Source organism: Micromonospora sp. PTRAS2, from assembly GCF_054052245.1.
In genome coordinates, this window is record NZ_JBSWBU010000014.1 from 1 (window position 1) to 23,347 (window position 23,347).

General features: G+C 71.1%; 16 protein-coding genes and 1 pseudogene. 6 read left to right on the plus strand and 11 right to left on the minus strand.

Features of this window, described 5'->3' with window-relative positions; all coding sequences use genetic code 11:
- Window positions 1–445: ThuA domain-containing protein (locus tag ACVMYR_RS28510; protein WP_457123258.1), on the plus strand; the 445-nt coding region annotated here is incomplete at its 5' end.
- Between the two features lie 43 nt (window positions 446–488).
- Here ACVMYR_RS28510 and ACVMYR_RS28515 read toward each other — a convergent pair.
- The 3 genes from ACVMYR_RS28515 to ACVMYR_RS28525 all read right to left on the minus strand — a co-directional run bounded on the left by ACVMYR_RS28515 (window position 489) and on the right by ACVMYR_RS28525 (window position 3,221).
- On the minus strand, window positions 489–980 hold the full coding sequence (locus ACVMYR_RS28515; protein ID WP_457123259.1) for a hypothetical protein: 492 nt from the start codon (window positions 978–980) through the stop codon (window positions 489–491).
- A gap of 433 nt (window positions 981–1,413) precedes the next feature.
- Window positions 1,414–2,148: a response regulator gene (locus tag ACVMYR_RS28520; RefSeq protein WP_431893771.1), complete on the minus strand. Its 735-nt coding sequence runs from the start codon at window positions 2,146–2,148 to the stop codon at window positions 1,414–1,416.
- Window positions 2,064–3,221, minus strand: a complete 1,158-nt coding sequence (locus ACVMYR_RS28525; RefSeq protein WP_431893769.1) for a sensor histidine kinase — start codon at window positions 3,219–3,221, stop codon at window positions 2,064–2,066. The genes ACVMYR_RS28520 and ACVMYR_RS28525 overlap by 85 nt, the downstream gene beginning before the upstream one ends.
- A 258-nt stretch (window positions 3,222–3,479) precedes the next feature.
- Here ACVMYR_RS28525 and ACVMYR_RS28530 point away from each other — a divergent pair, with 258 nt between their 5' ends.
- Window positions 3,480–5,333, plus strand: coding sequence for a serine hydrolase domain-containing protein (locus ACVMYR_RS28530; protein ID WP_457123260.1), 1,854 nt, complete (start codon window positions 3,480–3,482; stop codon window positions 5,331–5,333).
- Between the two features lie 169 nt (window positions 5,334–5,502).
- On the opposite strand, the gene ACVMYR_RS28535 is transcribed toward ACVMYR_RS28530, so the two are convergent.
- The gene (locus ACVMYR_RS28535; RefSeq protein ID WP_457123261.1) at window positions 5,503–7,620 is read right to left on the minus strand and encodes a ThuA domain-containing protein; all 2,118 of its coding nucleotides are present in this window, start codon (window positions 7,618–7,620) and stop codon (window positions 5,503–5,505) included.
- A 65-nt stretch (window positions 7,621–7,685) separates the two neighbouring features.
- Entirely contained in the window at window positions 7,686–10,526 is a 2,841-nt protein-coding gene (locus ACVMYR_RS28540) for a PQQ-dependent sugar dehydrogenase (protein WP_457123262.1), read from the minus strand.
- 303 nt (window positions 10,527–10,829) lie between these two features.
- Between ACVMYR_RS28540 and ACVMYR_RS28545 the strand changes: the two genes are divergently transcribed.
- Window positions 10,830–11,708, plus strand: coding sequence for an alpha/beta fold hydrolase (locus ACVMYR_RS28545; protein WP_457123263.1), 879 nt, complete (start codon window positions 10,830–10,832; stop codon window positions 11,706–11,708).
- On the opposite strand, the gene ACVMYR_RS28550 is transcribed toward ACVMYR_RS28545, so the two are convergent.
- The gene (locus ACVMYR_RS28550; protein WP_457123264.1) at window positions 11,687–13,042 is read right to left on the minus strand and encodes a S8 family peptidase; all 1,356 of its coding nucleotides are present in this window, start codon (window positions 13,040–13,042) and stop codon (window positions 11,687–11,689) included. The two genes, ACVMYR_RS28545 and ACVMYR_RS28550, sit on opposite strands and share 22 nt — an antisense overlap.
- The gene (locus ACVMYR_RS28555) at window positions 13,039–13,293 is read right to left on the minus strand and encodes a hypothetical protein (protein ID WP_457123265.1); all 255 of its coding nucleotides are present in this window, start codon (window positions 13,291–13,293) and stop codon (window positions 13,039–13,041) included. The genes ACVMYR_RS28550 and ACVMYR_RS28555 overlap by 4 nt, the downstream gene beginning before the upstream one ends.
- On the opposite strand from ACVMYR_RS28555, the pseudogene ACVMYR_RS28560 reads away from it, so the two are divergent.
- Window positions 13,292–13,405 (plus strand): annotated as a pseudogene (locus ACVMYR_RS28560) (IS982 family transposase); the annotation flags it as partial. The gene ACVMYR_RS28555 and the pseudogene ACVMYR_RS28560 overlap by 2 nt on opposite strands.
- Before the next feature lie 64 nt (window positions 13,406–13,469).
- On the opposite strand, the gene ACVMYR_RS28565 reads toward ACVMYR_RS28560, so the two are convergent.
- The 4 genes from ACVMYR_RS28565 to ACVMYR_RS28580 form a co-directional block, all read right to left on the minus strand.
- Window positions 13,470–13,922: a MerR family transcriptional regulator gene (locus ACVMYR_RS28565; RefSeq protein ID WP_457123266.1), complete on the minus strand. Its 453-nt coding sequence runs from the start codon at window positions 13,920–13,922 to the stop codon at window positions 13,470–13,472.
- Window positions 13,922–15,421 (minus strand): SulP family inorganic anion transporter, encoded by a 1,500-nt coding sequence (locus ACVMYR_RS28570; protein WP_457123267.1) that lies wholly within the window; start codon window positions 15,419–15,421, stop codon window positions 13,922–13,924. Before ACVMYR_RS28570 ends, ACVMYR_RS28565 begins: the two co-directional genes overlap by 1 nt.
- A gap of 428 nt (window positions 15,422–15,849) precedes the next feature.
- Window positions 15,850–18,285: a M14 family metallopeptidase gene (locus ACVMYR_RS28575; protein WP_396788035.1), complete on the minus strand. Its 2,436-nt coding sequence runs from the start codon at window positions 18,283–18,285 to the stop codon at window positions 15,850–15,852.
- A gap of 382 nt (window positions 18,286–18,667) precedes the next feature.
- The gene (locus tag ACVMYR_RS28580; protein ID WP_396788036.1) at window positions 18,668–19,900 is read right to left on the minus strand and encodes a PucR family transcriptional regulator; all 1,233 of its coding nucleotides are present in this window, start codon (window positions 19,898–19,900) and stop codon (window positions 18,668–18,670) included.
- Between the two features lie 221 nt (window positions 19,901–20,121).
- Here ACVMYR_RS28580 and ACVMYR_RS28585 point away from each other — a divergent pair, with 221 nt between their 5' ends.
- Window positions 20,122–21,039: a dihydrodipicolinate synthase family protein gene (locus tag ACVMYR_RS28585; RefSeq protein ID WP_457123268.1), complete on the plus strand. Its 918-nt coding sequence runs from the start codon at window positions 20,122–20,124 to the stop codon at window positions 21,037–21,039.
- 254 nt (window positions 21,040–21,293) lie between these two features.
- Window positions 21,294–23,339: a M6 family metalloprotease domain-containing protein gene (locus ACVMYR_RS28590; RefSeq protein ID WP_077939302.1), complete on the plus strand. Its 2,046-nt coding sequence runs from the start codon at window positions 21,294–21,296 to the stop codon at window positions 23,337–23,339.
- Window positions 23,340–23,347 lie beyond the last annotated feature (8 nt).

Genomic DNA, 23,347 nt, shown 5'->3' on the forward strand with positions numbered 1-23,347 from the left:
AGCCCAGCGCAGGGCACTGGTGGTTCGGGGCGGATGGGAGGGGCACGAGCCGGTCAGGGCGACGGAGTTGTTCATCCCGTTCCTCGAAGGCAGCGGCTGCGCGGTGCGGATCGAGGAGTCGACGGACGTCTACGCCGATGCCGCCGAGATGGCCGCCACCGATCTCGTGGTGCAGTGCGTGACGATGTCGCAGATCACCCAGGAGCAGGTCGCGGGCCTCAGCGCGGCGGTCGCCGCCGGGACGGGGTTCACCGGCTGGCACGGCGGCATCGTGGACTCGTTCCGGATGTCGTCCGATTACCTGCACCTGGTGGGTGGCCAGTTCGCGACCCATCCGGGCAAGGAGCCGTGCGAGCGTCGCGGTGGGGCGGAGGACAACTTCCTGCCGCACACGGTACGACCAGAACTCACATTCAACCCATCGGCCTACCGCTATCCACGTTGAACCCGCCAGAAGGCCACCAAACGGACTCAACGCATAGATCAGATCAAGCTACTGCGGACTGCCCTCTCAGGTTGGTGCTGGTGAACTCCATGGGCAGGTCCGGCTGCGGGTCATTGGGGCAGCTCGGCGTGGCCGGAGGCTTGTGGGCGTGTCCCGACCGCTCATCCAGCCACAACGCCAGGTTCGGCCCGTCCCACGTCTGCTTGCCTGCGGTGGCGAGATCAGCCGACCGCCACAGGTTGACCGGGGTGCTGGCGCAATCCCACGAATGGGTCATCTCGGTCAGGAACTTCACCGACCGGATCGCCTTGCCGGACAGGCTCGTCAGGTTGAACCGAAAGAAGGGCCGGAAGGTCCCCGCGCCGGTCGGCTCCCTGCCTACCCGGGCGACGCCGTCGTCCCGCGTCGGGTTCTCCGAGCCCGTGTAACCCCACTTCGCCTTGTTGATGGTCGTCGACCCGATTCGGCAATCCGTGTCGGATCCCCTGCCGGGCCCGCCGCCGCAGCCGTGCAGGGGTGGCGGAGATTGGAGCATGGCCGACCACCGGCCTGCGCCACCCCCTACCCACGCCACGGGGGCTCGCTGCTCTACGGCTCCCCACTGACGAGTGCGTCGCCGACTACGGATACGTCCTGATTGTGGTCGCCAGCGGTGACAGTCCCTGCTGCCTGTATACGCGTGGTGGTGGGCCCGCGGCGGCAGGCTGGACGGCGGACGTCCGTGACCACGAGAGTGAAGGAGGGCGATGTCCGGGCACCTGGCGCGCAATCTGAGCCGAACGCTCTGCCGGGAGTTCGTCGATCCGGTTATGGCAGAGCACGCGGCGGTGAGCCGGTACCGGTTCCGGGTTGAAGTTGGCGTGGGTGGCATCGTGGCCGTCCTGCACCCGGTCGGAGGCCGCCGGTGGCGGGTTGGCCGCGGCCGGGCTACTTCGCGGAAGTGTTCTTCACCGTGTCGGCAAGGGCCTTCAGTCGACCAGCCCCGCGCGGAACGCGGTGATCGCCAGTTGGACCCGGTTGCCGGCCGCGAGCTTCTCGAAGAGGTGCGTGACGTGGCTCTTCACGGTCGCCTCGCTCATCCGCAGGCACCTCGCGATCTGCGCGTTGGTCGCCCCCCGTCCGATCTCGACCAGGACCTCGCGTTCTCGTCCGGTGAGGCCGCCCAGCAGGGCCAGGGCCTCGCGCTGGCGGCGGGTGCGGTCGTCCGCGGTGATCCGTGCGATGACCTGCCGGGTGACGCTGGGTGACAACATCCCGTCTCCCGTCGCGGCCAGGCGTACCGCGCGCAGCAGTTCGGTCGGCGGTGTGTCCTTCAGCAGGAAACCGCTGGCACCGGCCTCCAGGGCCCGGAACACGTCGTCGTCGGTGTCGAACGTAGTCAGCATGATCACCGGCGGCGGGTTCGTCCGGGTCTGGAGCGCCGCCGTCGCGGCGACACCGTCCATCCCAGGCATGCGGACGTCCATCAGGACGACATCCGGACGGAGCCGGGTCACCGCGTCCAGCGCGGCGCGTCCGTCTTGCGCGTCGCCGACGACGGTTAGGTCGTCCGCGGTCTCCAGAATCAGCCGCAGACCCGCACGCACCAGCGCCTCGTCGTCGACGAGCAGGACCGAGATCATCGGGCTTCCACGTCCTGCGGCTCTCCCGCCGGAAGCACCCCGAAATCCCCGGCGGACATCACGACCGGCAGCTGCGCCCACAGCCGCCACCCGGTCCCGGCCGGGCCGGCCGTCAGCGTTCCACCGGCCAGTCGCACGCGTTCCGCCAACCCCACCAACCCCGCCCCGGAACCCGGCAGGTCCAGCGCCGCCTCGCTCACCGGGTTGGCCACGGTCACCGTCACCGCGTCGACCGACCGTACGACGGTCACGGTCACCTCCGCACCGGGCGCGTGCTTCCGCGCGTTCGTCAACCCCTCCTGCACGACCCGCTGCACCACCCGCGCCGCCGGCGCCGGCAACGGCCCCGCACTGTCGCGCACCACCACGCGCTGCCCGGCCGACCGGGCGTCGGCGACCACGGAGTTCAGGTCCGCGTACGGCTGCGCGTCGGCCCGCAGAACACCGAGCACGCTACGCAGCTCGACGAGCGCCTCGCGGGCGGTCACCCGGATCAGCCCGGCGCCTTCCCGGACGCGTTCGACGCCACCGTCCACGGTCAGTTCCAGCGCCCCGGCGTGCAGGGCGATCAGCGAAACCTTGTGCGCCAGCACGTCGTGCATCTCCCTGGCGATGCGGTTGCGCTCCACGATACGGGCACGTTCCTCGCGTACCGCCAAGTCGGCGTCGGCCCGCTCGGCCCGCTCGCGCCACGCCTCCCGCAGTGCCCGGCGGGTGCCCAAATGGACGCCGAGCCCGACGGTCGCGGCGGCCACGACGGCGGCGAACTCGGCGTCCCACCAGTCCAGACGCCCGGCCTTCACCGAGTTCAGGCCGCTCGCCCCGGCCCAGCCGACCACCACCAGCCACCAGACGTGGCGGCGGGATGCGTAGAGCCCGGCGGCGAACAGTCCGACCAGCAGCGGCCCCTCGTTGCCCGACAGCGCGTAACCCAGCGCTGCGATCACCACGACGGCGTACGGATGGCTCCGGCGCCACCACGTGGCGAGTGCGGCCAGCGTGCCCGCGGCCCCGACGACCGGCAAGGGAAGCGGCGACCACGGCGTCGTGACCGCCAGCGTGGTGAGGACCAGGCAGGCGGCCACGATCAGCGCGTCACCCACCCGCTGGCGGCCGAACCAGGATCGTGTCGTTCGCCAGGACGTCAGCCGCATGGGTCGCAGCATAGGCATGCCGCGCCCCGCGTCACCTGCCCCTCAGGTCTAGGCCGTACTCCGACTTTGATCGCGGTCCGGCCTCGACCGCGCGGCGATGCGCCCGGCTCGGGCCGACCGCGACACTGGCTGAGCCCTGCCCCCGGAGAAGGAGGACCTGTGCGTCTTCGAAGCGACTCGACCCCACCGTCCGCGCCTGGCGGAACACTCCCCCGGCGGCAACAGCCGGCCCGGCGAAGACCGCAGGGCGGTGCCGGCATGGTGCAGTCGCTGGCGGCGGGCGTAGGGCTGGGGTTGGTGGCGGCCGTGGGGCTGGCGTTGATGGCGGGCGTCGTGGGAGCCGACCCCGCGTACGCCGCCCCGCACCGTTGTGCCGCACCGACCACGAGCGCGGCCTCCGCGTACTTCGAGTCCGTGATGCCGGAACAGTTGCGTAGGACGGGGACGCCGGGAGCGGTCGTATCGGTGGTCTCCGGTACAGACCTCGCATACGCCCACGGCTTCGGTCACGCCGACGTGGCCGCCGGCACCGGGATGGATCCGGCGCGCACCCTCGTACGTATCGCGTCGATCACGAAGCTGTTCACGGCGACGGCGGTAATGCAGCAGGTCGAAGCCGGTCGACTGGACCTAGACGCGGACGTGAACTCGTACCTCACCACGTTCCAGATCCCGCAGACCTACCCGCAGCCGATCCGGCTGCGCGACCTGATCGACCACACCGCGGGTTTCGAGGATCGCCTCATCGGCACCGGCGCCCGCACCGCCGACGGCGTCGTGCCGCTGGGCGAGTACCTGGCGAAGAACGTCCCGGCGCGGATCCGGCCGCCCGCAGTGGTGCCGGCGTATTCGAACTACGGGGCGGCACTGGCCGGTTATCTCGTGACGCAGGTCAGCGGTGAGCCGTGGGACGCCTACGTGCAGCGGCATCTGCTGACGCCGCTGGGCATGACGAACAGCACCGCGTCCGAGCCGTTGCCCGCGGCGCTGGCCCCCGACCTCGCTAAGAGCTACGGCGAGGGTGGCGCGCCGGTTCCGTTCATGTTCGACCAGCTCACGCCGGACGGCTCGATCAGCGCGACGGCGTCGGACCTGGCGAAGTTCATGATCGCGCAGCTCGGCCGGGGCGAAGGCATCCTGAAGCCGCAGACAGCCGCGCTCATGCGGACCCGGTCGTTCCCGGCGGATCCCCGGGTCGGTGGGTACGCGCACGGCTTCATGGACCGGGTGCTCAACGGGCATCGGGTGCTCATGCACGGCGGCGACTGGGAGGGGTTTGAAAGCGTGCTGGTGCTGGTGCCGGACTGCCGGCTGGGGCTCTTCCTGTCGTTCAACTCGCTGGAGGGGGCCGGCGCGCTGAACGAGGTCGTCCACGGGTTCCTCGACCGGTTCGCGCCCGGATCGCCGCCAGCGGTGTCCGGGTCGCAGCGCGCCGTGGTGCCGCAGGCGGGCTTCTACGCCCCGGCCCGGCGTAACGTCACCGGCGTCGAGAAACTGCTCACATTGCTCGATCCGGCGCGTTTGACGGTGACCGACGCCGGAGCGCTCCGGTTCAGAGACAAGAGGTGGACGCCCCAGGGTGACGGTTCCTACCGGGCCGGCGACGACCGTCTGGTGGTCGTGGACGGGGGCCGGTACGTGATGACCGACGGAGCCGCGTTCGAGCGGATCAGTGGCGCGCAGACGTTGCCGGTCAACCTCGCGGTGCTTGCCGGATTCGTGGTCGTGGCGCTCAGTGCGCTGGTGGTGCCAGGTGCCGCGGTAGTACGCCGGGTACGTGGCCGTGCCGACGACGCACGTTCGTGGCGGCTGTCGCGCGGGTTGGCGGCCCTGGCGATGGTGCTGGGGCTCGGGTTCCTGGCCGGGCTGGCAATCGCCCTGTCCGGCAGCACGAGCACGTTTTTGCCCGGCGTGCCGGTGGGCCTGCGCGCCCTGCTCGTCGTACCGATCGTGGTGTTCGCGTTGGGGCTCGGTGCCGCCGGCACCGCGATCACCGGCTGGCGTGAGGCACCCGTCGCGGCACGCGTCCACCAGGGGGTGCTGCTGGCCGGGGTCGGTGCTCTGGCCTGGTTCTGCTGGCAGTGGAACCTGATCGGCTGGCAGTTCGGCTGAGGAGTCGCCGCAGCGGCCGGCTGATACCCGCCGGTCGCCGGCCGCGAATGACGGCTTCGGCTGCCCGCCCAGGACTGCTGACGCCGGTTGGGAAGGCCCGACCCGGAAGGACCGGACGTGCCCCCGCTGCCGGTCCGACAGCGGGGGCACGGGCTGCCCGCCTACCGGATCACGGCAGGGTCCACTTCTGGTTGGCGGCCGACAGGCAGGTCCACAGGTGGACGGCCTGGCCGTCGGTGGCGTTGTTGTCCGACACGTCGAGGCACTTGCCGGACTGGGGGTTGCGGAGGGTGCCGTCGGCTTGTGCGGACCAGTTCTGGGCGCCGCTGCCGTTGCACGTCCAGAGTTGGATCTTCGTGCCGTCGGTGGAGGCCCCACCCGAGACGTCCAGGCATTTGCCCAGCGCCTTCACCGTGCTGTTCGGGGTGACCGACCAGGTCTGCGCGGCGGTGCCGTTGCAGGTGTAGATCTGGATCTGGGTGCCGTCGGTGGTGGCCGCGTTGCGTACGTCGAGGCACTTGCCGCCGAGCCCGACGATCGGCCCGGTGCCCGGGGTGCCGGGGTTGCCGCCGCCCCGGACGAGGGTGAAGTCGTCCACGTCGAACAGGCCGGTCCCGGAGCCGGTGAAGGTCAGGTACACGGTCTGCGCACCGGCGGGCACCCCGGCCAGGGCGGTGCTGACATCGGCGTACGTGGTCCAGCTTCCGGTGTTGGGCACCGCCACCTGGCCGAGCAGCGGGCCGGTGGCCGAGCCGGTCCGGATGCCGATGGTGCCGCCCGGACCACCGGAGACCACCCGGGCCCGCAGCGAGGTGACCCCGGTCAGGTCGAGACCCGGGTACGCGGCCCAGTCGCCCGGGTCGACGTAGCCGAGGGTCTGTCCGCCGTTTGCCCCGGCCTTGGTGAACGCGCTGACCCCGTTGGCCGAGCTGAACGCCTCGGCCTGCACGGTGGTGTCGCCGCCCGGCGGCGTGCCGCCCAGCTCCTTGATCCGGACGTTGCGGAACGACACGTCGTCGCCCGTACCGTGGTTCTGGAGCCCGACGTGGCCGGCGAGCGAGCGGGCCGGGTCGGTGTTGGTGAAGTCGTTGATCTTCCGCCCGTTGAGGAAGACCTGGAGGCGCTCCCCCTCGACCAGCAGCTCGTAGGTGTTCCACTCTCCCGGCGGGTTCAGGGCCGCGTCCCGGGCGGCCAGGTCGGCGGACTGGAAGGTGTAGACCGCGCCGGTGGTGCGGTCGGCCGCGTCGGTGGCGTCGATCTGGATCTCGTACCCGTTGTCCACCGCCGACCAGGGGTCGGTCGACGGCGGGAAGCCGATGAAGACGCCCGAGTTGTCGTCGCCGGACATCCGCCAGTCCAGCTTCAGGGAGTAGTTGGTGAACTGCTTTGCGCTGTACCAGTACAGGCCCATGCCCCCGACGGAGGTGAGGGTGGCGTCGGAGTTGCTGAAGCTGCCCGGACCGGCCTGCGACCAGCCGGTGGTGGACCCGTTGTAGAGGTTGCTGTAGCCGGTCTCCGGGCGGCAGTCGGCCTTCGCCCGACCCGCCGCGTACCGGATGCCGCCGAGCAGGTGGCTGCGGAACGCCGCCTCCGCGTACGACCCCTGGGTGTGCCCCAGGCCGGTGTAGAACGACCGGCCGGAGCTGACGGTCTTGCACCAGGAGATCGGATGGTCGCCGCCCATCGAGCCGCCCGAGTATGACGACTCGTCCAGGGTGGCGAGGACCCGGGCGCCCGCGCGCGGGTTGGTCTGGTAGTTGTACCACTCGTCGGTGCGGGTCAAGGTCTGCGGCAGCTGCCCGGTGGCCGGGTGCGCCCGGTTCTCGAAGCGGACGTTCGCCTGCTGGATGGCCGGGTGCGAGGCGAAGTAGCCACCCACCAGGCTGCCGTAGTACGACCAGCCGTACTCGGTGTCGGCGGCGGAGTGGACGCCGACGTAACCGCCGCCGCCGTTGACGTACGACTCGAAGGCGGACTGCTGTGCGGCGTCCAGGACGTCCCCGGTGGTGTTGAGGAAGACCACCGCCTCGTACTGGGCCAGGTTCGCGGTGGTGAACCGGGACGAGTCCTCGGTCGCGGTCACGGTGAAACCGTTCGCCGCACCGAGTTCGCGGATCGCCTGGGTGCCGACGGCGATCGAGTCGTGCCGGAACCCGGCGGTCTTGGAGAACACCAGCACGTCGTACGGGGCATCGGCCGCACTGGCCGGCGTCGCCGACGTCGTAGCGGCAAGAACCGCGGCAGCGGCGGTCACCGCGCCGAGGACGGGTCGAAGGAGTCTGCGCATGTCACTCTCCCGAACGGGGGTGGAGGGTGGTGCCGGGGCGCCCCGGGGACGCCCCGACAGGCGGGTTACGGCAGGGTCCACTTCTGGTTGGCGGCCGACAGGCAGGTCCACAGGTGGACGGCCTGGCCGTCGGTGGCGTTGTTGTCCGACACGTCGAGGCACTTGCCGGACTGTGGGTTGCGGAGGGTGCCGTCGGTCTGTGCCGACCAGTTCTGGGCGCCGCTGCCGTTGCACGTCCAGAGTTGGATCTTCGTGCCGTCGGCGGAGCCCCCTCCGGAGATGTCGAGGCATTTGCCGAGTGCTTTGACGGTGCTGTTCGGGGTGACCGTCCAGGTTTGTGCGGCGGTGCCGTTGCAGGTGTAGATCTGGATCTGGGTGCCGTCGGTGGTGGCCGCGTTGCGTACGTCGAGGCACTTGCCGCCGAGCCCGACGACCGGCCCGGTGCCCGGGGTGGTGCCGCCGGTGACGAACGTGAACGCGTCGAGGTCGAACAGCGCCCCGGTGCCCCCGGCGAAGGTGAGGTAGAGCGTGCCGGTGCTGGCCGGCGCGCCGGAGACGGTGCCGGTGACGGTGGCGAAGGTCTCCCAGCCGCCGGTGACCGGGACGGTCGCCTGGCCCAGCACGGTGCCGGTGGGCGAACCCATCCGTACCTGGAGGGTGCCGCCGACGCCGTTGGAGGAGACCCGGGCGCTGAACGAGGTGGCCTTGTCGAGTCGGTACGGCTCGAACGCGATCCAGTCGCCGTTGTCGATGCTGCCGACGGTCCGGCCGCCCTCGGCCGCGGCCTTGTCGTAGAGGGTCACCCCCGACGAGGTCTTCAGGTGCTCGGCCTGGCGCTTGCGCGGCTGGAGGGTGTGCTGCTTGTGGGTGGTCAGCCCACCGGCGTCGGTGTACTCGGCGTCGAAGATCGCGAAGATGTTCGCCGCGTCGTCGTGCTCGCCGTCGACCGGGATGGTGATCGAGCCGGAGCAGCCGTTCTTCGAGGTGATCTGGTGGCCGTGCTGGTCGTGGCCGAGCACGTAGGTCATCCTGACCTTGGCGCAGTCGATGGTGCCGTCCTCGGGGTCGGTGACGGTGATGCTGAAGGGCACCGCGTCGCCGTAGGAGAAGAGCGAGCCGTTCGCCGGGCCGGTGATGGTGACGGTCGGGGCGGTGTTGCCGACGCCGATCTGCACGCCGGCGGTGCCGGTCGCGCCCTGCGGGTCCCTGACGGTCAGGGTGACGTTGTAGGTGCCGTTGGCGGTGAACGTCTTGCTGGGGTTGGCCGCCGTGGAGGTGGTGCCGTCACCGAACGCCCACGAGTAGGTCAGCGCCCCGCCCTCCGGGTCCGACGACCCGGCCGACGAGAAGTTCACCGTCAGCGGGGCCGCCCCGGAGGTCTTGTCGGCGGCGGCGACGGCGGTCGGCGCGCGGTTGCCACCGGCGACGTAGTCGTACCGGTACAGCGCCGAGTTGGCGTCACCGTTGAAGTAGCCGGTGCCGTAGTCGAGGACGTACAGCGCGCCGTCCGGGCCGAACGCGGAGTCCATGACCTGCTTGCCGTTCCAGGGGAACGACGCGTCGATGGCGCCCCGGGAGCCGTCGGCGTTCACGTGGATCGGCTTGATCCAGCCCCGGCCCAGCTCGGCGGCGAAGAACTGGCCGTCGAAGGATTGCGGGAACTTCGTGGTGGACGGGTTCGACGCGCTGTAGCGGTAGACCGGACCGGCCATCGGCGACTCGGAGCCGCCACCGAACTCCGGCGGGCTGCCGGCGTCACCGGCGTACCGGATCCAGGCCGGTTGCGCCCCGGGCAGGGTGGGCAGGCCGGTGTTGCGGAACGAGTTGTTGGTCGGGCCGCCGGTGCAGTCGTACTTGGCGCCTGCGGTGCCGGCGGCGAAGTCCCACTCCGCGTACGTCTCGGTGGCGGTGTTGGCGCCGGTGCAGTACGGCCAGCCGTAGTTGCCCGGCCCGGTCACCCGGTTGAACTCGACCTGGCCGCTGGGGCCGCGCGTGCTGGTGGTGCCGGCGTCCGGGCCGTAGTCGCCGACGTAGACGACCCCGGTGGCCTTGTCCACGCTCATCCGGAAGGGGTTACGGAACCCCATCGCGTAGATCTCCGGACGGGTCCGCGCGGTGCCCGGGGCGAACATGTTCCCGGCCGGGATGGAGTAGCTCCCGTCCGCGTTCACCTTGATCCGCAGGATCTTGCCGCGCAGGTCGTTGCTGTTGGCCGCGCTGCGCTGCGCGTCGTACGCGGGGTTGCGGTTGGTCCGCTCGTCGATCGGCGCGTATCCGGCGGAGTCGAACGGGTTGCTGTCGTCGCCGGTCGACAGGTACAGGTTCCCGGCCGCGTCGAAGTCGATGTCCCCGCCGACGTGGCAGCAGATGCCTCGGTCGGCTGGCACGTCCAGGATGGTGACCTGGCTGGACGTGTTCAGCGTCCAGTCGGCGTTGAGGGTGAACCGGGACAGCCGGTTGACGCCCTGCCAGGCGGAGAAGTCCGTGCCGGTGGCCGGGGCGTCCCCGGCGGGGGTGGACAGCGGCGGGGCGTGGTACAGGTAGACGTGCCGGTTGGTGGTGAAGTTCGGGTCCACCCCGACGCCTTGGAGGCCCTCCTCGTCGTGGGTGTAGACGGGGATCGTGCCGACCACGGTGGTGGTGCCGGCCGCGTCGGTGCGACGCAGCGTGCCGTTGCGGGCGGTGTGCAACACCGACCGGTCGGGCAGCACCGCGATGGTCATGGGCTCGCCGACCTCGGCCACCCCCTTGGCCAGGGTGACCTGCTGGAAGTCGGTGGGGTTGATGGTGTGGGCCTGGGCGGGGGCCGGGCTGCCGAGGGCGATCAGCCCGGCGGCGGCCACCAGTAGTAGTGCGGAGCTGACCGACGTTGTTCGCCGGCCGAGCGCGCCGTCGTGGTTGGACACTGTCTGTCCGTCCCTTCCTGACGTTCGAATGCCAGGGCGGGGCGCGCGCCGTCGCGCCGGATGCCGTAGCGGGGGAGGGCGGTCGATGGGTCACCGCGCCGCCGGTTCACCTCGCCGAAACACTTTCGTGATGGCGAAGACATTAAGCTGCTTCGATCCCGCTGTCCATACCTTCTGCCCAACCGCGGCGAACTTTCGCTTGAGCCACGAAAAGTCCCCGGGTCTGCCCGGCCGGAGACGGCACCCGGATCGCCTGCGCCTCCGTCGGCACGGGCCCGCCGTTGGGTGAAGGCGGCGAACTGGATGACCCACCTCGACCTGGAATGGGCTACACCGGTGTGGTCGCACTGGTTTGTCGACCTCGCCCGCAACCGTCGGTTGATCCGCTACGACGAGCGGGGGTGCGGACTGTCGGACTGGGTGGTGCCCAGCTTCACCTTCGACGACGGGGTGGACGACCTGGAATCCCTGGTCGAGGCGATCGGACTCGACAGGTTTCCGCTGCTCGGAGTCTCCCAGGGCGGCGCGGTGGCGGTGGCGTACGCGGTACGGCGCCCCGAGCGGGTCAGCCCGGTTGATCCTCGCCGGGGCGTATGCGTGGGGCCGGCGGGTTCGGGCCCGCGACGATATGAAGCGCGGCGCGGCGGACATCGATCTCGAACTGGCCCGGGTCGGTTGGAGCCATCAGGATCCGCGCTTTCTCCAGGTCTTCACCTCCCAGTTCCTGCCCGATGGCTCACGGCAGGATTGGGAGGAGTTCATCGCGTTCCAGCGCCGGTCGACCTGCCTGCCAACGGGGTTCGGTTTCTGGAGGAGTTCGCGCACATCGACGTATCCGCCATCGCCCATCGGGTGGCGTGTCCGACGCTGATTCTGCACTCCCGCGACGACGGGAGGGTCCCGGCCACGCAGGCACCGAGCTGGCGGCGCTCATTCCCGACAGCCGGCTGGTCCTGCTCGACAGCCCTAACCATCTGCTTACCGCGTCCGAACCGGCCTGGGGTGAGTTCCTGGCCCACGTGGACGCCTTCCTGTCCGAGTGACGCCGTCGGTTCCCCCCGTGCACCCGGAGAACCAGGTGAGCCCCCGTCGCAGCGACACGTGCGCGGCTGCCGCTCCGGCGGCCCGACCAGGGTCGGGCCGCCGGCTGCTGGCCGCCGTCAGAGCGTGGGCGGACCGTAGAGCAGACGGTTCGGTGAGTCGATGCCGGGATTGATCACCACGTCCGGGGTGGCGTTGTCGACGAGGAAGGAGTGCACCTGCGCCGGCGTCCAGGTCGGGTTCTTGCTCAGCACGCGGGCGGCCATTCCCGCCACGTGCGCGGAGGCCTGGATGGTGAGGTCGAGGGACATGACGGCGGTGTTGGAGGCGGGCGAGGCCGACACGATGTTCACGCCGGGAGCGAAGAGGTCGACGCACGGGCCGAAGTTGGAGTGGGGTGCCCGGACGTCATCGGACTGGATGGAGGCGGTGGTGAGGACGGTGGGCACCGAAGCAGGCGAGCCGAGGCAGGCGTCCTGGCTCGTGTCGCCGGCCGAGGTCGTCATGACGATGCCGTCGACGACGGCGTTGGCGACCGCCGTGTTCAGCGCGGTGCTCAGACCGCCCGCCAGCACGAAGTCTCCGACGGTGGGCGGGCTCCAGGGGGTGTTGTCGGCGACCACCCAGTCGACGGCGCCGATCAACGCGCTGAGGCCGCCGTTGCAGTTGGGCAGGCCGACCGAGACCAACGTGACGTCCTTTGCCACCCCGTACGTCGTGCCGCCGATGATGCCGGCCACATGCGTGCCGAGCGTCGTGAAGCAGCTCTGGGCGTAGCCGTGGGAGGCCTGGCCGCCGAACTCCTGGTGGGTGGTGCGGATCCCGGGGCCGATGACGTAGACCCGGACCCCGGAGCCCTTGCTGACGAAGTTGTAGGTGGTGTCGAGTCCGAGCGGAGCATCGATCCGGTCCAGGTTCCATGGCGCGTTCGGCTGGACGCTGGTCGGCTGCATGGTGGCCTCGGGCACCTCGACGGTCTGGTTCTGCTCCACGTAGGCCACCGCCGGATGGGCGGCGAGTCGCCGGGCCACCGACTCGGAGGTCCGCACCGAGAAGCCGTTGAGGGCGTCGCCCCACACCTGTTCCGGCACGGCGCCGAATCGACCAGCCAGCGCCCGGGCCAGGCTGGTCACCACGGACTGCCGGCTGCCTGCGGGGCCGCCGGCCGCACTGTCCTTGAGCACCACGATGTATTCACCCGGCACCGCATTCGTCCCGCCGGCGCCGAGGATGTGGCCGACGGCGCCCGGAGCCGGGCTCGAACCAGCGGCCCAGGCCGCCGGCTGAACGAACATGACGGCAGCCAGCGTGGCAGCGACGAGCGCGACGGCGGTGCGCCCCGACCGACGGGCGCGAACGAGTGTGATCCTGTGCGGCAATTCCATCGACAGCTCCTTCTTCTCGTTGCGACACGACACCGCGAATTTCGGGGCCCTACCCGGTGGTGTGCCGACTCTACAGCGAATGGCAGTCAAATAGTGATCTCTCGATTTGAATAGGCATTGCTTTGGATGGTTTTGGCGATGACCGAAAGAATCTGATTCATATGTATCAAAGTGTTGTCACGTGGCTCGCTGGGCTCGCAGTCGCCGCAGCCACCGGCTGGCTGACCGCTCGCCCACCCACTTGGCGCCGGCAGATCCCTGTGGTCGGGATCGACATGCGCACCGTGTTGAAGGCCGTGATTAGGCAGGTCCCGCCACACGCATTGCTCGTCGTCGATCAAGCGTGGGGTGTGGTTGCTGCGGCCCTTGTGCCGCAACCGCGCCCCACGCCGCGACGAGCACTTACGCAAGCCTGTCCGCCAGCTCATCGAGTCGGTCAACGACACGCTGCGCCCGCTGGCGGCCTCGTCGGTTCGACTGCTGTGCGCAGATGCCGAGCAGTCACCGGCGGGCGGGCTCAGCCCTCCGAGCTGTGGTGGTGGTCCAGCTTGTCGCGCAGCGTGCCGGCGAAGCGTTCGGCCGTGGCGAGTTGGTCGCGCAGGGTGGTCACGCGGACGGTGGCGGCGGCGTGGAACATGTCGAGCCGGTCGAGCAGGGCTGCCCGGTCGGCGCCGGTGGCGGTGTCGAGGGCGTCGAGGACGGTGAGCAGGTCCCGCATCTCGTCGAGGGTGAAGCCGAGGGGCTTCATGCGCTTGACCACGGCGAGGCGGTCGAGGTCGGGCTCGGTGTAGAGGCGGAAGCCGCCCTCGCTGCGGGCGGAGGGGACGATCAGGCCGGCCTTCTCGTAGTGGCGGATGGTGCGGACGCTCAGGCCGACCCGGTCCGCGGCCTCGCCGATCTGCATGAGCCGGCCGGTGGCCGGGCCGGAGGCGCGCTGCTCCGGCCCGGTGCCGCGGCTGGTGGTGGCCATCAGTGGCCGACGCCGAGGCGGCCGGCGAGGGCATGGTGGATGCGGGCGCTGGGCTGGTTCAGCTCGATGATCTCGACGGTCTTGCCCCGGGCGGCGTACCTGGTGGTGATGGCGTCGAGCGCGGCGACGGAGGAGGCGTCCCAGACGTGGGCGTGGGTCATGTCGATGACCACGGTGTCGGGGTCGCCCGCGTAGTCGAACTGGCCCACGAGGTCGTTGCTGGAGGCGAAGAACAACTCCCCGTGTACGGAGTAGATGCGGGTGCCGCCGTCGGGGTCGAGGACGCTGGTGACCTCGACGAGGTGGGCGACCCGGCGGGCGAAGATCACCATGGCGGTGAGCACGCCGACCACGACGCCGATGGCGAGGTTGTGGGTGGCCAGGGTGGTCGCGACGGTGGCGAGCATGACCACGGTCTCGCCGTACGGCATCCGCTGCAGGGTCCTCGGCGCGACGGAGTGCCAGTCGAACGTCGTCACCGCCACGATGATCATCACGGCGACCAGGGCGGCCATCGGGATGACCGCGACCACGTCACCGAGCGCCACGACCAGGATCAGCAGGAACACGCCGGCCAGGAAAGTCGACAGGCGGGTGCGGGCACCCGAGGCCTTCACGTTGATCATCGTCTGGCCGATCATGGCGCAGCCGCCCATGCCGCCGAAGAAGCCGGTGACGATGTTGGCGACCCCCTGACCCCAGGACTCGCGGGTCTTGCTGGAGGGGGTGTCGGTGATGTCGTCGACGAGCTTGGCGGTCATCAGCGACTCCATCAGCCCGACCAGCGCGATGCCCAGGGCGTAGGGGGCGATCAGGGTGAGGGTGTCCACTGTCCAGGGGACCTGTGGCAGCCCGAGGGCGGGTAGGCTGTCCGGCAGGGCGCCCTCGTCCCCGACGGTCGGCACCGCCACGCCGACGGCCACCGTGACGACGGTCAGCACGACGATCGCGACCAGCGGCGCCGGGACGGCGCGGGTGAGCCGGGGCAGCCCGACCATGATTCCCAGGGCGACGGCGACGAGTGGGTAGACCAGCCACGGCACGCCGAGCAGGTGCGGGATCTGGGCGGCGAAGATCAGGATCGCCAGGGCGTTGACGAAGCCGACCATGACGCTGCGGGGGATGAACCGCATCAGCTTCGCCACCCCGAGCAGCGCCAGCAGGATCTGGATCACGCCGCCGAGGATCACCGCCGCGATCAGGTGATCCAGGCCGTACTCCTTTGCCAGCGGCGCGACCACCAGGGCGACGGCTCCGGTCGCGGCGGAGATCATCGCCGGCCGGCCGCCGCAGATCGCGATGGTGACGGCCATGGTGAACGAGGCGAACAGCCCCACCCGCGGGTCGACCCCGGCCAGGATCGAGAAGGAGATCGCCTCCGGGATCAACGCCAGGGCGACGACCAGGCCGGCGAGGACCTCGGTGCGGAACACCTTCGGCGACAGCCAGGACGGGCGGGGCAGGCGCGGCCGGTTGACCGCGGACAACACAGAAGACATACAGCCATTTCCACTCAGGCGCGCCCGGGGCGTGCAGCGAACCTTCCTCGCAGGAAGGCAGGCGGCCGGGGACGGCCGGCGTTGGATGCGTCGGGTGAGCTTCCCGGGCTCTCAGGTCGGAACGCGGCGCGTTTGCCGTGGCCGTGCGCACCTCGACGCCACCCCGGAGAACCTACCCTTCCGTCAGGGGAGAGTTGGGTCGAGGTGGTGATCATCACGCTGCGACGACGGCAGGGCACAGCCGGGACAGCGACTGCGGTGGGCAGCATGCCGATCGCAGTCGCTGTCGCGCGCGGCGCCAGGCCAAGCGTGATGGAGCGATGGCAGCCGAGGCGGTCCCACGGCGACATCCGCTGGCGGGCCACGGCCTGAGCGGGTCGACCAGCGGGGGTCCGGCGGCGCGGACCCCCGCTGGTGCGCTGGGGACCTCAGCCGGTGGGCAGCGTCGCCCAGCCCCGGTTGAAGGTCTTGCTGTCCTCGTCCGGTCGGTAGTTGCGTTCGATGTTGCCGGCCGCGTCCACCGAGAACCAGTGGATCTTGGTGCCGGTCGGGACGGTCAGCGTCTCGGCCCCCTCCCGGATGCCCGCCGAGGCGTACAGGGTGGACTCGAACGTCGGCCGGCTGCCGTCGAGGGTGTAGAACACCGCCGCCGGCTCGCTGACGTCGAACCGGACGCTGACCGCGCCCTCGGTGGCGCTCGGCGTGACCGACAGGGTGCTGGTCGGGCGCTTCTTGTCCTTGTCGTAGTCCCGGGCCACCCGCAGCAGCTCGACCAGGCCGTTGCTGAACTCCATGGTCTCCTGGTGCGCCTCCTCCCAGGTGGGCTGGAAGCTGGTGCCGACCTCGAAGTTCCAGGCGTAGATGCCGTACTTGTACCAGAGCATGTCGCCGGAGTTGCCGGCCGCCGAGTACAGCACGTCGGAGATCGGGCCGGTCCGGGCCGGGGTGACCGCCATGTTGCGGTGCCGCTTGATCGCGGTGAGGATGCGCGACGACGCGCCCCAGAAGAACGACTCCTCGGCCAGCGTCGGCCGGGGCGCGGAGATCCGGCCCGGGGTGGCGTACGCGCCCGGCGACCACATGAAGTAGTTGCCGGAGGAGTGCAGGTTCATCGAGAACTTCATGTTCGGCCGCTGGGCCAGCCAGTCGACGTTGCGGTTCTCCGGCTCGGACAGCTCGCTCGGCCCGGCGTAGGTGTCGCTGGTGCAGCTCGCCGACGCCCCCGAGTAGCCGTCGAAGAGGCTGTACTCGGTGTAGTTGCGGTTGTTGTCCACGCCCCACGAGTTACGGGCCAGCGCGTCGGTGGCACCGCCCGGCACACAGTGGTTGGTCATGTTGCGGCGCTGCGAGGCGTAGTCGTAGAACGAGTAGTGCCCGCCGTCCGGGTTGATCGACGGGACGATCCAGATGTCCAGGGTGCGCAGCAGCTGCTTGGTGTTCTCGTCGGTGGCGTGGTTGCGCAGCAGTCGCTCAGCGGTCTCGATGGTCACCAGCGGCGGCACCCACTCCCGCGCGTGTTCCTGCGCGTACGCGAGGACCCCGGTGCGGGAGCCGTCGCGGTACTTGCCGATCCGGATGGCGTACACCGGGTGCGGGTCGCGGGAGACCCCGGCCGGCGCCTTCAGGTTGTCCGACAGCGGCGTCGGCGCGACCGGCGCGACCACCCCGGCGCCGGCGTCCCCCCGATAGGTGTACGCGGTGACCAGCGCACCCGCCTCGGCCGTCAGCGCTGCGGCGACCTGGGCGGCGGTGCTGGTCACCGCCCCGGCGGCGTCGGTGGCCAGGCTGACCCGGATGGCCTTGCCGGTCACCGTGACCGAAAGCGGCTGGTCGGCCGCGCCCGGGGCGGCCAGCTCGACGGTGATGTCGTTGCCGCCCTCGTGCCCCCAGGCGAGCGAGTCCACCGCGACCCGGGTGGCGTTGGTCCCACCCAGCACGACCTGCGCCTTACGCCGGTACCCGTTGGTCTGGTAGGGCAGCTTCACCACCTCGGCGAGCTGCGGGTAGGCGTCGGCCAGCCGCTTGATCCGGTCGTACAGCTCGGTCGGGGTGAGGTAGCTGGTGACGAAGTCCTTCTGGTAGCCGGGGCCCTCCGGGCTGTCGGCCGGGATCGGCAGCCACTCCTTGACCTCGGCGACCGCCACGTCGCCGGTGGGGCTGGTGATCTGGATGCGCTCCGGCCGGGCGGTGACGGCGGCGGCGCCCCGGTGGTAGAGGTAGACCCCGGCGTCGACGAACCGGGAGATGTTCTGGGTGCCGCCGGAGCCGATCTCGGTGCCGGGGCCGCTGTCCCGGGCCACGGTCAGCGTGCTGGTGGAGGTCTGCCCCTGGGCCCACTTCGCCTCGACCGAGAGCACCTGGTTGGTGCCGGAGGTGTAGTAGTCGGCCCGGATGATCTTCACGTCGGAGGCGGCGGCGCTGCGCTCCAGGGTCGCCGTGTACGCCCGGTTCTCGGCCTGATGGGCGGCGATCGTGGCGTCCCGCTCGCTGATCCGTTGCGCGGAGTCGTCGGCGTCGTGCAGCACGGCGCCGACCCGGTAGCCCATCCGCTTCAGCCCGGCGACCTCGGTCGGGGTGACCACGGCGTGCACCACGATGCCCGCCTCGGTGGGAGTGACGTGGTGGTCGAGGTCGACGCCGGTGGCGACCAGCGCGTCGAGTTGGGCGGTGCCGTCGACCGTCACCTCCACCACGTCGGCCTGCTCGTCGGCGGAGCGTTCGAGCGCGACCGGGGCGTCGGCCTCCCGGTCGGGCGGGGCGGCGGTGCCGGCGGTCGCCGGGCCGGCGAGCAGCAGCAACGCCACGCCGGCGGCCGTGGCGGCGGGTAGCCGCCGCCAGCGGCGGGGGAACGCGGAACGGGACATCTCGGGCCACCTTTCCTGGGGGTGCGAGACCGGCCGACGGCGCGCGGCAGCGCCCGCCGTCGGGCGGGTGTGCGAAACGGGGAGGTCGGGCGCCGACAGTCGGGCGACGGTGGGCGACCGAACACGACGTCCACTCCGCCGACGACGGGGGAGACGGGGGGTGTCCTCCGGACGCGCGGAGGCGACGGACCGGCGCCGATCCGGTCTGCGTGACGGGCGGGGGGCGTACCTGGTTACGGTAGGTCGTGGGGGCGTTGCCGATCGGTGCGCCCATCCTGGCCGTGCCTGTTCGGATCTGTCAATGATCTGTCCGGCCGGACACGGACTGTCACAGCGCGGCGGCGCGGGTGTCCTCTCCGGACGGCCGGTCCGGCGGCGACGGTCAGGACGCCGACCGGTAGTGGCCGGCGAGTCGACCGAGCTTCATCGCCAGGTGCAGGCACAACCGTTCGTTGCCGTCTTTGAGGTCGGTGTCGGCGAGCTGCTCGACCCGTTGCAGCCGGTAGTAGAGGGTGGTCCGGTGCAGCCGCAGCTTCTCGGCGGTCGCGTGGGCGTTGCCGGCCAGGTCAAGGTACGCCTCCAGGGTCTCCAGCAGCACCTGGTGGGCGTCGTCGTGCAGTAGCCGCTCCAACCCGGGGTGCACCCCGGCGATGTCGAGGTGCCGGCCGTCGAGCTGGGACAGCACCCGGTAGATGCCCAGGCCGGCCCAGGAGACGACCCGGCCGAGCGCCGGCAGCTGCACCCCGACCCGGGCCGCCTGCACCGCCTCCCGGTAGGACTGCACCGCGTCGGCCAGCCCCGGGCGGGACTGGCCGATCCCGGTCACCGTCCGCTCCACCGAGGACAGCCCCCGGGTCGCCTGGCCCAGCGCCTCGTCGAGATGCTCGGCGGCGGCCTCCAAGGTGGGCTGGCCGGCGATCCGGCCGCCACAGATCAGCAGCACCCCGTGGTCGGGCCAGACCATGTGCAGCGACTCCCGCACGCCGAGCCACCGCCGGGTCGCCACCAGCGCCTGCTCCAGCGCGATCCGGGCCACTTCGTCGGGGTGCCGCCCGGTGGCGGGGACGAGCTGGACCACCACGGCGGTGGTGGGGCCGTCACCGGCGACCGTGCCCTCCTCCAGCAGCGCCCGGACGGCGTGCGCGCGGGCCTGCGGGCTCTCCACCAGCAGCGTCCGGGTGGCCTCCGACTCCCGCTGCGAGGCCAGCTCGCCGAGCAGGTTCTCCCGGTAGAGGGCCAGCGACAGGTCGGTGAAGGCGCTGGTCGCGGTGGCGATGTCGGCGTCGGTCATCGACCCGTCGTCGTCGATGAACCAGACGAACCCGAGCAGCAGGTCGTCGTGCCAGATCGGCACGCAGACCCGGGGGAGCAGGTCGAGGTCGACGTCGGCCGGGGTGCGCACCGGCTCACGGGCGGTGAGCACGCCCATCCGGCGGAACCAGGCGATCACCTCGGGGGTGGTCTGCCGGCGCAGGATCGACATCCGGCGCACCTCGTCCATCGGCCCGTCGTGTTCGCTGTAGACGACCACCCGCTGCCGCCGGTCCTCGATGAGGGCGGGACGCCCCACCCGGGCGGCGACGGCATCGACTATGCGTTGTAGCTCACCGTGCATGGATCTCCCCTGGTTGGCTGCGCGGCAGGGGTGCGACAGCCGGTGCCCTACCATCTGCGGCCGGTGGCCCCGGGCGCAAGGTCCACCGGGGATCTACCGACAAAAGGACGGCCCCCATGGCGACTGTTCCGGCAGTTGTCCGAAGCGCCGCCGTGATCGCCGATCGTAGGGTTCCGGTGCGGTGGGCAGCGGGCCGCCGGCGCGCAGGAGGGAACGCCCGAGTGACAGCTGGTAGGCCCTGGCGGGGGGTGCTGGTCGCCATCACCACACCGTTCCGCGACGACCTCGGCGTCGACTTCGACCGGCTCCAGGAGCACGTGCGCTGGCTGGCCGAGGCGGGGTGTCACGGGGTGACCCCGTGCGCGTCGGTGGGGGAGTACCGGGCGCTGTCCGACGACGAGCGGGCCGACGTGGTGCGGGCGACGGTGCAGGCCGCGCCGCCCGGCTGCGCGGTGCTGCCCGGCGTCGGCGGGTACGGCAGCCGGCAGTCCCGCCGCTGGGCGGAGCAGGCTGCCGCCGCCGGGGCGCACGGGGTGCTCGCCCCACCCCCGGACGGCTACCCTGCCGGCGACGCCGACGTGGTCGCCCACTACCGGGAGGTGACCGCCGTCGGCCTGCCGGTGGTGGCCCACAACGACCCGTACGACACCCGGGTGGACCTCACTCCGGAGCTGCTCGCCCGGGTCGCGGAGACCGACGGGATCGTCGCGGTCGAGGAGTTCTCCGGCGACGTCCGACGGGTGCACCGGATCAGGGACCTCTGCCCGCACGTGGACGTGCTGGCCGGCGCGGACGACGTGCTGCTGGAACTCGTGTTGTGCGGGGCCCGGGGCTGGGTCGCCGGCCTGGCCAACGCGCTGCCCCGGCAGGCCCTGCGCCTCTACGACCTCTGCGCCGCCGGTGACCTGGCCCGCGCGTTGCCGCTCTACGCCGAGCTGCACCCGGCGTTCGGCTGGGGCTCCCGGCCGGAGGCGGTGCAGGCGATCAAGCTGGCGATGGACTGTGCCGGGCGGTTCGGTGGACGGTGCCGCCCGCCGCGCGGCCCGCTGCCGCCGCCGGTCGCCGCCCGGCTGCGCCGGGACCTGGTCCGGGCCCTGTCCGTCACCGTCGACCCGGTTGCCGACGGCCGTCCCCGCTGAGCCGTCCGGGCTGCTCCGGGCGGTGCCGGGGCGGGCCGGGCCGGTCGGTCCGGGCCGGGGCCCGGCCGGTCACGACCGGCTGCCGGTCCTTCAGGTGTCGGAAGCCGCCGGTTCACCTGCCGACATCTGCACGGTGACCCGCCCCGGCCCGGCCTCCTAGATTCGCTGCGCGGCCCGGTGCACGGCTGTCCCGGCAGTCACCCTCGGGACACCGGTCACCGGCGGCCGCGTCCCTCCCGACGAGAGGTGAACCCGTGCACCGTGCTCCCCGCAACACCCCCCGACTGCGGCGTCGCGTGCTGGCCGCGGTCCTGGCCGGCACGCTCGTGGCGACCGCCTCGACGCAGGCCGCCGCGGCCCCGGCCAATCCGGCCGGCGGCACCGCGCCGTTCCAGGTCCTCGACCCGCAGGCGTGGCAGAACCCCGACACCATGACCTGGGACGACTACCAGGCGGTTCCCGGCAAGAACTGGGCCGATCCGAGCGTGCGGGGCTCGATCCGCAACTTCAAGATCGCCCTGGTCGCGCTCGACTATCCCGACCAGACGTTCGCGGTTTCCCAGCGGGCCCGCTCCACGGTCTTCGGCAACCCCCAGTCCGTCGCGGCCAACATCCCCCGCGCCGACGTGCCGAAGTTCTACCAGGACTTCCTCAACACCCCGAACACCCTGAACAAGGGGCACACCCTGCACGAGTACTGGATGCAGGACTCCAACGGGCGCTACGGCGTGGACCTGGCCGGGTTCGGGCCGTACCAGATGCCGGCGAAGTCCTACCAGTACGGGCTGGACAACAGCTTCAACCCCGGCGCCTGCCCGAGCGGGGACACCTGCAACAAGAACATCCGCACCGACGGGCTGGGCGCCTGGCGGGCGGCGGTCGGTGACGAGGTCGCCAACCAGTACGAGCTGGTCTTCATCCTCAGCGCCGGGCAGGACGAGTCGTCCACCTGGCAGGAGTTCGGGCAGATGATCTTCCAGAACAAGGAGGACGTGCCGGATTCCTGGGGCCCGCCGGACCCGAACCTGCCGAACTGGGCCAAGACCCGCTACGTGGAGTGGACCTCCTGGAAGGCGGCGGCGACGTTGTGGCCCAACGCCGGTTCCGGCTCCTCCACCCAGGGGGAGAGCTCCGGCATGGGGGTGTACGCCCACGAGCTGACCCACCTGCTCGGCATCGGCGACAACTACAACAACCCGTACGGCGAGCCGTTACGAAGGGCGTACACCGGCATCTGGAGCATGATGTCGCGCGGTTCGTTCAACGGACCCGGCGGCCCGCACACCCGCTGGCAGATCCCGCCGACCAACGGCGGTTCGATGGGGTCGCTGCACACGGTGCGGGACAAGCTCAAGATCGGCCTGCTCGGTGAGGAGCACGTGCTGCGGCTGTCCCGGGAGGCGCTGGCCTCCTCGGGCCTGGTCGTCGCCCAGGTGACCGCCCGTGCGGTCGACGCCGGCCCGAAGGGGCTGACCGGGGTGAACATCGCCCTGAACAAGGACCTCTCGCCGGCCTGCACGGTCGCCACGAACCCGCTGTGCGACGGCGGGAGCTTCAACAACTACACGGTCGAGGTCGTCGACCGGATGGGCGCGGACTCGTTCACCCCGGACCGGGGCGTGCTGCTGAGCAAGACCAAGAACGCCGACAGCGCACCGTTCCAGTGGGTGGTGGACGCCAACCCGCAGGACATCGACATGATCGATTTCTACCGGCCGGACGGCACCCCGCAGAAGATCACCATGGGTGACTACCGGCAGCTCTCCGACGCGCTGTTCCACGCCGGGGCGGACACCGGCAGCCAGTACGAGTACGTCGACGAGGCCAACCGGCTGCACTTCTACATCATCGACCTCAAGCGGGACGCGGCCGGCTCGCTGTCGTACACGGTGGCGGTGCGGTCGCTGGACGGCACCGGGGGGCCGAGCACGCACGGCGTGACCCTGGGCAAGGGCGAGGTGACCAGCACCGGCAAGCCCACCAACCGGGGCGTGACCTGCTCGTTCGAGCTGACCAACAGCGGCGTCTACTCGGCCGGTGGGCAGCAGCACCCGGAGAACGCGACCGCGTACCTGAAGTCGGACGTCTACCGGCTCTCGGCGGAGGTGGCCGGCACGGGCTGGCGGACCTGGCTGCCCAACCCGCTGGCCACCGCCCAGTTCGGCAAGTCCACCACAGTCCGGGTGTCGGTGGGGGCCACCGCCGCCGCGGCGGACACCGGCTTCGTCAAGCTCACCGCGACCTCGGAGAGCGACCCGTCGAAGACGGTGACCAAGCAGTGCCGGGTGGAGAAGTCCTGACCGGAATC